Source organism: Brevibacillus centrosporus (genome assembly GCF_046622605.1).
GTDB lineage: Bacteria > Bacillota > Bacilli > Brevibacillales > Brevibacillaceae > Brevibacillus > Brevibacillus centrosporus.
In genome coordinates this window covers 4943620-4955949 of record NZ_CP176856.1, presented here as the reverse complement: position 1 = coordinate 4955949, position 12330 = coordinate 4943620, and the positions used below count along the sequence as shown (strand labels likewise).

The 12330-nt window shown below is 53.0% G+C and carries 11 protein-coding genes and 2 riboswitches; of the genes, 10 read left to right on the top strand and 1 reads right to left on the bottom strand.

Annotation, left to right across the window (positions count from 1 at the left end; genetic code table 11):
- The first annotated feature begins 22 nt into the window (after positions 1-22).
- From ACLIN2_RS24985 to yunB, 4 genes are all read left to right on the top strand, one after another.
- Complete coding sequence (locus tag ACLIN2_RS24985) at positions 23-1051, top strand: S1C family serine protease (RefSeq protein ID WP_411502455.1); 1029 nt, start codon at positions 23-25, stop codon at positions 1049-1051.
- 25 nt (positions 1052-1076) lie between these two features.
- Positions 1077-2993, top strand: coding sequence for a stalk domain-containing protein (locus ACLIN2_RS24980; RefSeq protein WP_411502454.1), 1917 nt, complete (start codon positions 1077-1079; stop codon positions 2991-2993).
- A 283-nt stretch (positions 2994-3276) separates the two neighbouring features.
- Positions 3277-4464, top strand: coding sequence for an MFS transporter (locus tag ACLIN2_RS24975; RefSeq protein WP_301169803.1), 1188 nt, complete (start codon positions 3277-3279; stop codon positions 4462-4464).
- A 57-nt stretch (positions 4465-4521) separates the two neighbouring features.
- Positions 4522-5232 (top strand): sporulation protein YunB, encoded by a 711-nt coding sequence (gene yunB / locus ACLIN2_RS24970; protein ID WP_411504595.1) that lies wholly within the window; start codon positions 4522-4524, stop codon positions 5230-5232.
- A 64-nt stretch (positions 5233-5296) separates the two neighbouring features.
- Here the strand turns inward: yunB and ACLIN2_RS24965 are convergent, their stop codons facing one another.
- Positions 5297-5869: a CatA-like O-acetyltransferase gene (locus ACLIN2_RS24965; protein WP_411502453.1), complete on the bottom strand. Its 573-nt coding sequence runs from the start codon at positions 5867-5869 to the stop codon at positions 5297-5299.
- A 72-nt stretch (positions 5870-5941) separates the two neighbouring features.
- On the opposite strand from ACLIN2_RS24965, the gene ACLIN2_RS24960 reads away from it, so the two are divergent.
- The 6 genes from ACLIN2_RS24960 (at position 5942) to ACLIN2_RS24935 (ending at position 12327) form a co-directional block, all read left to right on the top strand.
- Positions 5942-6592, top strand: coding sequence for an HAD family hydrolase (locus ACLIN2_RS24960; RefSeq protein WP_411502452.1), 651 nt, complete (start codon positions 5942-5944; stop codon positions 6590-6592).
- Between the two features lie 82 nt (positions 6593-6674).
- Positions 6675-6823: riboswitch (FMN riboswitch) on the top strand.
- A 145-nt stretch (positions 6824-6968) separates the two neighbouring features.
- Positions 6969-7096: riboswitch (FMN riboswitch) on the top strand.
- 132 nt (positions 7097-7228) lie between these two features.
- Complete coding sequence (gene ribD / locus ACLIN2_RS24955) at positions 7229-8335, top strand: bifunctional diaminohydroxyphosphoribosylaminopyrimidine deaminase/5-amino-6-(5-phosphoribosylamino)uracil reductase RibD (protein ID WP_411502451.1); 1107 nt, start codon at positions 7229-7231, stop codon at positions 8333-8335.
- Between the two features lie 19 nt (positions 8336-8354).
- On the top strand, positions 8355-9011 hold the full coding sequence (gene ribE, locus ACLIN2_RS24950; RefSeq protein WP_122961517.1) for a riboflavin synthase: 657 nt from the start codon (positions 8355-8357) through the stop codon (positions 9009-9011).
- Between the two features lie 16 nt (positions 9012-9027).
- The gene (locus ACLIN2_RS24945; RefSeq protein WP_411502450.1) at positions 9028-10227 is read left to right on the top strand and encodes a bifunctional 3,4-dihydroxy-2-butanone-4-phosphate synthase/GTP cyclohydrolase II; all 1200 of its coding nucleotides are present in this window, start codon (positions 9028-9030) and stop codon (positions 10225-10227) included.
- Positions 10228-10241: 14 nt separating this feature from the next.
- Entirely contained in the window at positions 10242-10706 is a 465-nt protein-coding gene (gene ribE, locus ACLIN2_RS24940) for a 6,7-dimethyl-8-ribityllumazine synthase (protein ID WP_122961518.1), read from the top strand.
- Positions 10707-10821: 115 nt separating this feature from the next.
- Positions 10822-12327 carry a spore germination protein gene (locus ACLIN2_RS24935; protein WP_400585106.1) on the top strand — a complete coding sequence of 502 codons (1506 nt, stop codon included), beginning with the start codon at positions 10822-10824 and terminating at the stop codon, positions 12325-12327.
- Positions 12328-12330 lie beyond the last annotated feature (3 nt).

The window sequence follows — 12330 nt, the reverse complement described above, 5'->3', positions numbered from 1 at the left end:
TGAAGCAATGGAGGATTTTGAGATGAAGGTAAGAACAAGTCTGCTCATTAACAGCCTGCTTGTATGGACGATCATGGGCGCAACGGTCCCTTGGGCATCGGCGGCAGGAGCGCCAGTGTCTGCGCCTGCGCCAGCACCTTCTGCCGTGACGGATATTCCGGGTGTCATCGCGCGGGTATCAGCTAGTGTTGTTGCGATTGTCGGCAAGCCGGAAGTGAAAGGGAACAACCGAGACAACCGTTTTAACCTGGCGCATGGGACGGGGATCGTCGTCAAAGCAGACGGCTGGATTTTGACCAATGCCCATGTCGTCAAAGAAATGGACAACCTGACCGTCATTACCGTTGATGGCAAGCAATATGCCGGAACCGTTACAAATATGGACGAGGAGAGCGATCTGGCGCTGGTAAAAATCGCAGCAACGGGTCTATCACCTGCCAAGTTTGCTGCGAACTATTCGATAAAAGTCGGAGAGACTGTCGTGGCAATCGGCACCCCGATCTCTGTCTCGCTGCGCAATTCGGCGTCAGCGGGAATCATCAGCGGCGTCGATCGCTCTGTCAGCTCCACGTACCGCTTAATTCAGACGGATGCTTCTATCAATCCGGGGAACAGTGGAGGACCACTGGTCAATCTCAAAGGAGAGGTAGTAGGAATCAACTCGCTGAAGTTCGTTTCCATCGGGATCGACAATTTGAGCTTTGCGATACCGGCTGACACCGCTCAGTATGTCATGCATCACTTTTTTACGTACGGAAAGGTAAACCGGCCCTATTGGGGGGCGGAGCTGGAGGAAAGCTGGGCAGCGGTTGTCGGACTGCCAACGAAGGAGCCGCTTCGGATCATTCGGATAGAGCCTGGTTCACCTGCTGAAAAGGCAGGGTTTCAATCAGGAGATGTCATTTATTCCGTGAACCAGGCGTCGTTTACGACTCTCGTGGAGTTCAACGAGCTTTTGAAGCGCTATTTGCCGGGACAAACCGTGGAAATCATGGTGCAATCGGGCGGCGATCTGATTAAACGCAAAGTGACGTTTGGGAAACAACCGTAGAGAGCAAAGGATGGGGGAAAATCGGATGATCCAGAGGAAGTGGCAAGTGTTTTGTGTGACAGCGATGTTATCGGCAGCACTGATGACCAACCAGTCCGTGCTGGCAGCAGAGTCGTCTGCCCAGCGCGTGGAAGTAAAGCTAAAATTGAATACAGCCCAGGCAAAAGTAAACGGTCAGGATATGGCGATTGAGCAGCCTTATTTGTCCCAGGATACGACAATGATTCCGTTGAGTCTTTTGACGTCAGCATTCGGGGTAGGCTTGCAATACGACAGTCAGAATCAAATGATCGAGCTTTCGTACAACGGCAAGGTCATCAAGCTTTCCGCAGGCAGCAAGCAGGCCTGGGTCAACAGCTCGCCTGTTACCCTGACAGCGTCTCCTGAGGTGAAAAGTGGGAAGACCATGGTGCCGCTGACCCTGCTGACGCAGGTTATGGGCCTGCAAGCCATCGTGGATGCAAAGACGAAGGATGTTAGCATCGTCGGGAACAAGCAAGAGGAGATTGCTGCGGCAGGCGTCTCTCTGGACAGCGATCTTGGCAAGACGATGATCGGTGACAGCTATTACGGCTGGAGCATGAAATATCCAACCGGCTTGGTTAAGGATTCGCAAAGCTTCCAAGGGGACTATATCAGCTTCTCGGATGCCAAGAGCACATACGAAATGTACATCCACATCGTAGACGAGCAGCCAGAGAATCTATCGGGTGCAGGGCTGCTGAGCCGGTTGGTAGATTCGTCTGACTACACGGTGTTGTCAAAAGGCTTTGTCAATGATCCCAAACAGCCGTATGCACGGTTGATTTCCAAAGATTCGGGTGGCTGGGTCTATGAGGAACGTGCTTATCAAAGCAGGGACCGCATTTTCTATGTGACTCTGGTCATCTACGACGAGGCGGACTTCCGCAATCCTGCCAAATACAGCGTCTACAAGGACTTGCTGGACAGCTTTACTTTGTCCTATCCAAAAGGAAGCTCTACGGTGAAGGATCTATCCACGGTAGAAGGCAACTTCCGCTGGTACACTCAAGAGGACATGGGGCTGAAGCTCAAGGTTCCGGCAAATTGGCAGAATTCCTACAACCAGGCATTTACGCAATTTTCCAGTGCAGACGGCAGGCAATGGATAAAGGTCAAGATCACCTCCAAGGAGGAAGGATTGACGCTAGAGGATTGGGCAAAAAGGCATGAGCAGATGTATCGGGACCAAATCAATGAAAGCTATTTAAAAGTGGATTCTGCGCCAACAAGCACGATGGTTGCAGGCGTACCTGCCATCGAGCAGAAATTCAGCTCCTCGGATGGCGCCTTCTGGTATTTGGAGCATGACTTCTTTTTCTTCAAAGGCAAATACAAGGTATATGTAGAGATCGCGTATGATCCGGAGGCAACCGAACAGGAGAAAAAAGAACTGGTCCAAACGATCAAGCAATCGCTGACAGTTAATCAGAGTGCAATGAATCCGGCAATGGGAGAAATAGCGGATGATGATCTGGTTGACCAGGATCAGATGGCGACGATCAAGTTTGCCGAGCAGAAGTTCTCCATTAGCATCCCGGAGCACTGGAAGGAAATTCGTGGAGAGGGAATCACGAAGACCTACGAGTTCCTCGGAGGAAATGCAATGATTCTCGCTGGACCCGGCAAGGCTGAGACGGTGCGCAAGGAAGTCGAGCAGTCGATCAAAGAAAACTCCTCCAACTATGCATACCTCATCAAGGAAAACAAGCCGATCGCCATGGCAGGGGCGAATGGATACAAGCTATATGTAGTAGGCAATAATGACGGAGCGCGTTTTGAGAAAACGATCTATCTTCTGGAAAAAGGAAAAAATATGTACATGATTGCTTTTACGGTTTCAGAATGGGTCAAAACGAAAGCGCTCGAGCAGCGGTTTCAAAAGATCATCGACTCGATCCAGTTTACAGATGGGAAGTAGAAGCATAGGGCATGAAAGCGCGGGGGGGCTGCCAAGCTCTCCCGCGTTTTTTGCTTTCAGAAGACGAGGACTCGCTGCTATGATAAGCATACGGTACCAGGTGCCGGGCAGGACGATTTGGGGAAGCGCCCCCGTTCGTATGCGAAGTGATAAGGGAAGTTCGAGTTTGGACTTTGGAAGTCGAGGAGGCATGTGCATGTCAACGGCCATAATCAGTGTACGCACCCGCTAGGGCGGGGGCGTGTGAGCTAAACCGCCTGGAGGGAGCAGGAGGTTTGGACAAATGAATATTTCGATGAAAACGTATTTGTATGTCAATGCGCTATCCACGCTTGGGTCACGTATGGACCTGATCGCATGCAGTGCGTTGATCTTTACTTTTGATAATGGGGCATTTTGGCTGGCTGCCTTCTTTGTGGCGCGTCAGATTGGAGGGATTCTGTTTAGCCCGCTGGCAGGCATATTGGCTGACCGAGTGGATCGGAGACGAGCGATGATCGTAAGCGACCTCGGAGCAGGATTGTCGGTCATCCTGATGGTCGTGTTTCCTGTTCCTCTCGTAGTCATCGCCGCCGCCTTTTTGAAAGGCATGCTGTATACCTTGTTTCACATCAGCTTTCAGGCATCTCTGCCGCAGATGTTTGAAAAGGAAGACCTCGTCCGGGTCAATGGATGGACAGTCCGCTTGGAATCTGTAGTAGGAATTGTCGGGTTTGCACTCGGTGGATTCTTGACAGATCACTTAGGCTACGCGTTTGTCATCGCGTGCGATGCAGCGACGTTTCTGTTCTCCGCAGCGATCCTGACCCGGATGCGGTGGGACAGTCGCTCGGGAGCAGAAGAATCAGCGAAAACAACAAATGCAACGGACGCGACCGGGCATACACAGGAGCCAAGAAGCCTGCGCGCCATGCTAGTGTACCTGTCGAAGCAGCCACTCTTTCTGGTCATCAGTCTGCTTGCCTTATTCGAATCGATCAGCACGGCGGCACATAATTTCGGTCTGCCCGCTCTTGCCAATCAGTTTGCCTCGGGTCATGCAGTCTTGCACGGCATGATGTGGTCAGCGATGAGCGTGGGAGCTGCCGCAGGTGCGTTTGGGGCAGCCCGCTGGAGAGGGAATTTGCTCCGAGGTCTGCTGGCGAGCTCTTCTCTGCTGTCGCTTGTCATCACGGCGGCCTTTGCAGGGAAGAGCATGTGGCTGGTGCTGGCGCTGCTGGTTTTGGCAGGGCTGTTGGCAGGAGCATCGCAAGTGTACGAGAGCACGCTGCTTCAACAGGCAGATAATCGTATTCGTGGCAGGGTGATGGGCGTCCAGGGTCTTTTGAGCCGGGTAGGGTTTTTTATCGGGTTTATGGCGGCACCGGCTCTGGCATCCTCGCTGGGATTATTGGGTATGGTAATGGCCGCACAGCTGGTGTATCTTGCCGGAGTGGTCGGGCTTGGCTGGTTTTGCTTGCGGAAAGGGTAGTCTTTTTTCCTGTCACAGACCATAGGATGTACCAATTGGGAGGTGACGGGCGTGAGGATGTTTCGACCCCGTCGGCGTTGGAAGAACCCGCTTTCCAAAACGAAGGCGTTTTTTATCGCACTGGTCATTTTTTTGGTGATGACGATACAAACGCTGGTCTTCCTGGAAAAACGGCTGGAGCCGACGCTCTTGATTCTGGCATCGCAAAAGACAGAGCAGTTGGCCAAAGAAGCAATAACAGACGCAGTAACTAAGCGGATATCCCAACAAGGCGTCGACTTTAACCAAATTGTCCAGATTGAAAAAGACAACGAGGGACAGATTCAGGCGTATCAATTCAACTTTAAGGAATATGCGCGGATCGTCGGGGAAACGACCTCGCGGATTCAGAACAAGCTCCAGGAGTTTGAAGCAGAGAAGGTAGACCGTTCGATCCCGCTCGGCTTGGCAACTGGCAACAGCTTTCTGGCGAACATGGGTCCAGACCTGCCTGTCACCTTTATGCCGATTGGGTCGGTCAAAACCAAGCTGGAGACAGAGCTGAAGGAAGCGGGCATCAATATGGTGCTGGCTACCGTATATATTTTCGTAGAGGTAGATTTGCGAATCGTCATTCCGTTTGCCACCGACGAGCAAACGGTCACGACAAAAATTCCGATCACCCACTCGCTGATCGTCGGCGATGTGCCGCAGTATTTGTACAACAGCCCAGAAGGAAAGCCGGACGTGCCGAGAGCGCAAACTCCGGATGAGCCGGACCAGCCATAAGGGAGCAGAACAAAAACAGCGACAACCCGGCAGAATCTGTCCGGTGCTGTCGCTGTTTTCTTTTTTATTTTATGGGAAGCCACGCGGAGCAATCATCCGCTAATTCCTGCATCTGCTGTACAAGCATGCTAGCATGGTACCCGTCACATACGGCGTGATGCATTTGAATGGCGAGCGGCAGCAAGATGCTGTCGGCCTGCCTGAAGTATTTTCCAATCGTAAAGATAGGAGAAAGGTAGGTTGCCTCATTGTAGATGTTCAGGTTAAAGCCAGTGAAGCTGACCCATGGTATGCAGGAGATGGGAAACGTGTTCGCAGGCTCGTTTGGCTTGGGAGTAAATTTCTTGATCCCGCCGCATTCCTCCAGGTCTGCGAGAACGTGTTGGTGGAACTGGGAAAAGTCTTTGTGATAATCTGTCCAGATACTGCTGAACGATTTGTCATCTTCGTGGAAAATGGTATAGCTGGGAGACATGCTCTCCCAATACCCTACCCTTCCATCCATATCATAGCCCATACGGAACTCGACGTGACGGTTTACGACCGTCGTGAGCATGTGAATGAGCGCCGGGTAAAGCTTGAATCCATTGTGCTTGAGCATGGGAAGCAGCTTTGTGATGTCCAGGTTGGCCGTCATGATAAGGGTGTTCCAAAAACACGTTTCCCGTTACTATGATAGAAAGCCAGTGAAACGGACGAGGAGGAACCAATGAGCCACCAACTTGAAAAAGGCATTATTTTTGATATGGATAACACCTTATTGAAATCGAACATTAACTTTGCGGAGATGAAGCGGGCAATCTATCAGCTGCTGCTCATGCACGGCTGCTGCGGGCCCGAGCTGGACCTGCAGAATCATACGGCTTCGCAGCTGATCGAGATCGGCAGGCAGTCTTCCCTCATGACGCAAGAGCTGGAGGACGAGATGTGGTCAGCAGTCACAGCCGTGGAAAAGGATGGAATGCATGGGGCTGTACTGGAGGAGCAGGCGCGAGAAGTGCTGGACGAGCTCCGCGATCGGTACCAGCTCTACATTCTGACGAACAACGCTTATGCCGCCGCACAAGAAGCGCTGGTGGAAACAGGGATTTCTGATTATTTCACAGAGATTGTTGCCCGGGAACAGATGACACAGCTAAAGCCATCTCCGTCCGGCGTTCACTATATTTTGCGCCAGCAGCCGCAATGGCCGCTCGAGGCATGGGTGATGATCGGCGATTCCTGGATCGATGGAAAAGCTGCGCAGGATGCGGGGATCCGTTTTTTATCCTACCAGGGAAAGCTGGGTGAAATGGAGCAGCGGGGGGTAAAACCGGTGGCGACGGTCAAAAGCCTGCGAGAGCTGTTAAACCATTTCTAGTTAATCCTAGCGGAAAATATACTTTTTACACAGAAAGGCTTCGGTCTTGTCCGAAAGTGTGTTATACTTGACGCAACTGAATACCAGCCTTCAGGGTAGGGTGCAATTCCCGACCGGCGGTAATGACGAACGCACGTCTGAGCCCGCGACTCGCTGTCTGCTTTTTGGGGCAGCGACTGACTTGGTGCAAATCCAAGGCCGACGGTACAGTCCGGATGGGAGAAGGTATTTGGAATAGCCTCGCAGCTGTTTTTTCGCAAAAAAACGGTTCCGATGAGGCTTTTTTCTCGATGCCCTGAGACGAAAACTCACGGGCATTTTTATTTGTACAAAAGGAGGGAAGAAGGGTCCTGTAGCACAACATAATGGAATACGAAGCAATCTTCAGGGGAGGGTGTAATTCCCGACCGGCGGTAAAGCCCGCGACTCGCTGACTTGTATGAAAGCGACTGATCTGGTGAAAATCCAGAGCCGACGGTACAGTCCGGATGGGAGAAGATGCGAAGTGCTCTCCTTCGTTTGTTTTTTGAAAAACGAACGCAGGAAGGCTTCTTTCCCTATGCCCTGAAACGAATGTTTCGAGGGCTTTTTGTTTTGTGAAGACTGGCTGGAATCTACAAAAAAGAGGAGAGAGTAATGGGACAAGACGAACGCTTCATGGCAATGGCGCTGGAGCTGGCGCGATCGGCAAAAGGGCAGACAAGTCCCAATCCGCTGGTAGGAGCGGTCATCGTGCAGGACGGACAAATCGTTGGCATGGGCGCTCATCTGAAGGCAGGGGAGCCTCATGCGGAGGTGCATGCCCTGCGAATGGCGGGGGAGAAGGCAAAAGGGGCAACCTTGTATGTGACGCTGGAGCCTTGCAGTCATCACGGGAAAACACCGCCTTGCGCAGAAGCAGTCGTGGCAGCAGGGATATCGCGGGTAGTCGTAGCCGTGCTCGATCCGAACCCGTTGGTTGCGGGAAAAGGAATTCGTCTGCTGCGGGACGCAGGTGTGGAAGTCACCGTTGGGGTTTGCGAGACAGAAGCGACTGTGCTAAATGAAGTCTTTTTTCATTACATCCGAACCAGGCAGCCATTTGTAACCGTCAAGACAGCGAGTACACTGGATGGAAAAATGGCGACGGCGACGGGACACAGCCGTTGGATAACGGGGGAAGCGGCCCGCAGTGAGGTGCATGAGCTGCGCAGAACCCATGACGCTATTTTGGTCGGGGTGGGAACGATATTGGCGGATGACCCGGAACTGACGGCACGCGTTGGCGGTGAGAGGTACGGACGTCAGCCTGTGCGCATCATTCTCGACAGCGAGCTGCGTACACCTTTGACGGCGCGCGTCGTAGCTGACCATTTGGCACCGACTTGGATCTTTACCACGCCGGCGGCACCCGCGGAAAAACGGATGGAGCTCGAGACAAAAGGGCTAACGGTGATCGTGCTGGATGCTCCGCTCCAGGTGACAGATGTCCTAAGAGAGCTAGGAGAGAGGGGGATCACCTCGCTTTTGGTCGAAGGCGGCGCAGAAGTAAATGGCTCGTTTTTGCAAGCGATGGCGATCCAAAAGATCATCAGCTACATTTCCTTGAAGCTGGTGGGAGGCTCGCTTTCCCCTACGTCGTACGGAGGGGTAGGCTTTGCGACGATGGATAAAGCCGTTACGCTGACGAACACCTCCATCGAGCAGGTGAGTGAGCAGGATATTCGGATCGTCGGTTACCCTCAGTGGGAGCCGCACGAATAACGCAAAGGGGAGGGAGCCCATGTTTACGGGATTGGTAGAAGAAGTGGGCGTGCTGGGAGCTATGACTGGCAGCGCTGAGGCGAGCCAGCTCGTCATTTCTGCAGAGCGCGTGCTCGAAGGCGTACAAATAGGAGACAGCATCGCCGTCAACGGCATTTGTCTCACCGTCACCTCCTATACGGCTCGTCATTTCACCGTGGATGTCATGCCTGAGACCTTGAACAAGACGAGCCTGCGCAAGCTGAGACAGGGACATCGAGTCAATCTGGAGAGAGCGATGCGGCTGGGTGATCGCTTTGGCGGACACATCGTTTCGGGGCACGTCGATGGGACGGGAACGATTCTGTCTCGGCAGGCTCATGCCAATGCTGTCTTGTTTCGGATTGAAGCGGGTCCGAGCCTTTTAAAATACATCATTCCGCGTGGCTCCATATGTATCGATGGCATCAGCCTGACGGTGGTAGATGTGGACGAGAACAGCTTTTCCGTCTCGATCATTCCCCACACGCTGGCAGAGACGAGCCTGCAGGATCGCCGCGCAGGAGATCAGGTAAATTTGGAGACAGATGTCATCGGCAAGTACGTGGAACGCCTCTTGGGAGGACACGTGCAGCAGGACAAAAAGGAGCCGTCGCGTCTGAGTCTGGCCTTTTTGCAGGAAAATGGATTTGCCTAAACGAGGAGGGAAAACGATGTTTGACACGATAGAAGCAGCGCTCAAAGACTTGCGCCAAGGCAAAGCCGTGATTGTGGTAGACGACGAGGACCGTGAAAACGAGGGCGATTTTGTCTGCCTGGCAGAGAAAGCGACACCGGAAATGATCAATTTCATGGTTACGCACGGACGTGGTCTGGTCTGCGTCCCTGTGACAGAGGAGCGGGCAGCCCAACTGGGATTAAAGCCGATGGTCGAGTCCAATACCGACAAGCAGGGTACCGCATTTACGGTGTCCATCGATGAACGAAGCACCCATACAGGCATTTCGGCACATGAGCGTTCGCAGACGGTGCTGGCCATGCTGGAGGAGCATCGGACAGCGGAGGATTTCCGACGTCCGGGACATATTTTCCCGTTGATCGCCAAGCCGGGTGGTGTGCTGCGCAGAGCGGGACACACCGAAGCGGCTGTAGACCTGGCGCATTTGGCTGGAGCGGCACCAGCAGGTGTGATCTGCGAAATCATGAACGAAGATGGGTCCATGGCGCGTCTGCCTCAGCTGGAGGAGATTGCACGTCGTTTCGACCTCAAGCTGATCACGATTGCCGAGCTGATTCGCTACCGGATGGGCAAGGAAAAACTGGTGAAGAAAGAGATCGAGGTCAAGCTGCCTACTGCCTATGGCGATTTCCGCATCGCGGCCTTTACGAATGAGCTGGATGGAAAGGAGCATGTAGCATTGATCAAGGGCGAGATCGACCCGGATGAGGTGACGCTGGTTCGCGTTCATTCGGAATGCCTGACGGGGGATGTGTTTGGCTCACAGCGCTGCGATTGCGGACCACAGCTGCATGCGGCACTCGAACAGATCGAAGCGGAAGGCCGGGGCGTGCTCCTGTACATGCGCCAGGAGGGACGCGGTATCGGTCTGATCAACAAGCTGAGAGCGTATAAGCTGCAGGAGGAAGGCTTGGATACTGTGGAAGCCAACGAAAAGCTCGGCTTTGCCGCCGATCTGCGCGATTACGGGATCGGAGCGCAAATTTTGCGCGATCTGGGCGTTCATCGCATGCGCCTGTTGACGAATAATCCGCGGAAAATTCGCGGTCTGGATGGCTACGGATTGCAGGTGGAGGAACGGGTTCCGATCCAGATGCCAGAGCATCCGCACAATCAGAAGTACCTTGCTACCAAACAAGAGAAGCTGGGCCACCTGCTTCAACTACATCGATAGGGAGTGGAAGAGACATGAAAACATTTGAAGGACATCTAGTAGGAACCGGATTGCGCGTAGGGGTAGTAGCTGGACGCTTTAACGAATTGATCGTCAGCAAGCTCGTGGGTGGAGCCTTGGACGCATTGAAGCGCCACGGAGTTGCGGAAGACAGCGTGGATGTCGCTTGGGTACCTGGAGCATTTGAAATCCCGCTCATCGCCAAAAAAATGGCAGAGTCTGGTCGCTATGATGCAGTAATCACGCTGGGTGCTGTGATCCGCGGGGCAACACCGCACTTTGACTACGTGTGCAACGAGACAGCCAAAGGGGTGGCTTCCCTCTCGCTTTCTACAGGCATTCCGGTCATCTTCGGCGTCCTCACGGTAGATTCGATCGAGCAGGCGATCGAACGCGCTGGAACAAAAGCAGGCAACAAAGGCTGGGAGGCTGCAGCAGCGGCAATCGAGATGGCGAATCTGGGCAAGCAGTTTGCCTAAACACCAGCTGGGAAGAGAAGGGGGCGCCAAGTGCGCCTCTTTTTTTGTGCAGGATAAAATCCCCAGGAGAGGGTAAAGTAAGAAGGATTTTCCTGTAAAGGCTGGGGATCCCATGGTGAAGCCAACAGATTGGTGGAGGAAACACGCAGACAAGGTGCTCTCTTCACATGATGGAGACCGCCTTTCTCAAAGTGATTATGGCAGCAGGATCACTCCCGCTATGATCAAAGAGCGTCTGGAACAGGTAGATGATCTCAGCAGCTTTTCCTTGACGATAAATGGTGAGCCTATTCACGCTTTTTTTCTGGACACGATGGTAGATACGGCTGAGCTGTACGAAACGATTTTTTTGCCCCTTCAAAGAGCGGACGGCAGAAATCCACTCGATGTCCTCCCGTTTGCGCAGCCACATGAATCCGATGACGTTTCTGCCCTGTTGAACAATTTGCTTCGCGGACATACGGTTCTGTTCTTTCTGGACCGCCCGCTCATCCTGCAAGTCAATACCTTCCACGTCGAGCACCGATCTATCTCCAAGTCCGAAAATGAATCTACAGTGCTGGGTCCGCAAGATTCGTTTGTGGAAATGCTGGAAATCAATATTTCCTTGCTGCGGCGCAGGATCGCCTCTCCGAAGCTGAAGGTCGTAGCGTACACGAAAGGGACGGAGACACATAACCGGATTGCTGTGATTTATATGGAGGACATCGCCAATGCGGAAAATGTGGAGCGGGTGAAGAGGCGTATCGACAATGTGGAGTACCAAGGCTTTGTCGGTATGCCCGTCTTGAAGCAGATGCTGGAGGACAAGCCGTATTCGCCGTTCCCGCAGTTCGGGTTGTCGAATCGGCCGGACAATGCGACAGCAGCCTTATTAGACGGACGAATCCTCATTCTCCTGAACGGGAGCCCGGACGCAGCGATATGTCCCACTTCCTTTCTGGAGATGTTCAGCAGCCCGGAAGACTTTTACAACCGCTGGTCAACCGCCAGCTTACTGCGAATCATTCGTTTTTTTGGTTTGTTCATCACGATTTTGCTGACCTCGAGCTACGTATCTGTCCTGACCTACCACCCCGAAATGCTGCCGCCCGCCCTGCTCACGATCCTTTCTGAGTCCCGAAGCCGGGTGCCGTTTCCTCCGGTAGTCGAGGTCATGATCATTGAATTGATTATCGAAATCCTGCGTGAAGCCGGAATCCGAATGCCGACGAAAATCGGACAGACCATCGGTATCGTAGGTGGTATCGTGATCGGGACAGCGTCCGTTCAAGCAGGTCTTGCCAGTAATATTTTGATCGTGCTTGTCTCCGTTTCTGCCCTGCTCTCCTTCGTTCCGCCCAACTTCCTCATGAGCAACGCGATTCGGCTCGTGCGATACGCTTTTATCCTCATTGCAGGTGTACTCGGCATGTACGGCCAAATGCTGATGCTTGCGTTTCTGTTTGCTCATTTGCTGGAGCTGACTTCACTCGGGACGCCATACATGACAGCAGGAGTACCGCGAAAATGGACCGACCTGATGAATGGCTTGATACGCATGCCTATGAAATATATTGTCTATCGAAGCAGGTTGTCTCGTTCAAAGCGCGAAAAAGTGAGGCCGATTGGCGAGGAGTAGGTT

Coding starts and splice junctions, on each gene's coding strand:
- ACLIN2_RS24985 (WP_411502455.1), top strand. CDS start 23: ATGAAGGTAAGAACAAGTCTGCTCATTAACAGCCTGCTTGTATGGACG.
- ACLIN2_RS24980 (WP_411502454.1), top strand. CDS start 1,077: ATGATCCAGAGGAAGTGGCAAGTGTTTTGTGTGACAGCGATGTTATCG.
- ACLIN2_RS24975 (WP_301169803.1), top strand. CDS start 3,277: ATGAATATTTCGATGAAAACGTATTTGTATGTCAATGCGCTATCCACG.
- yunB (WP_411504595.1), top strand. CDS start 4,522: ATGTTTCGACCCCGTCGGCGTTGGAAGAACCCGCTTTCCAAAACGAAG.
- ACLIN2_RS24965 (WP_411502453.1), bottom strand. CDS start 5,869: ATGACGGCCAACCTGGACATCACAAAGCTGCTTCCCATGCTCAAGCAC.
- ACLIN2_RS24960 (WP_411502452.1), top strand. CDS start 5,942: ATGAGCCACCAACTTGAAAAAGGCATTATTTTTGATATGGATAACACC.
- ribD (WP_411502451.1), top strand. CDS start 7,229: ATGGGACAAGACGAACGCTTCATGGCAATGGCGCTGGAGCTGGCGCGA.
- ribE (WP_122961517.1), top strand. CDS start 8,355: ATGTTTACGGGATTGGTAGAAGAAGTGGGCGTGCTGGGAGCTATGACT.
- ACLIN2_RS24945 (WP_411502450.1), top strand. CDS start 9,028: ATGTTTGACACGATAGAAGCAGCGCTCAAAGACTTGCGCCAAGGCAAA.
- ribE (WP_122961518.1), top strand. CDS start 10,242: ATGAAAACATTTGAAGGACATCTAGTAGGAACCGGATTGCGCGTAGGG.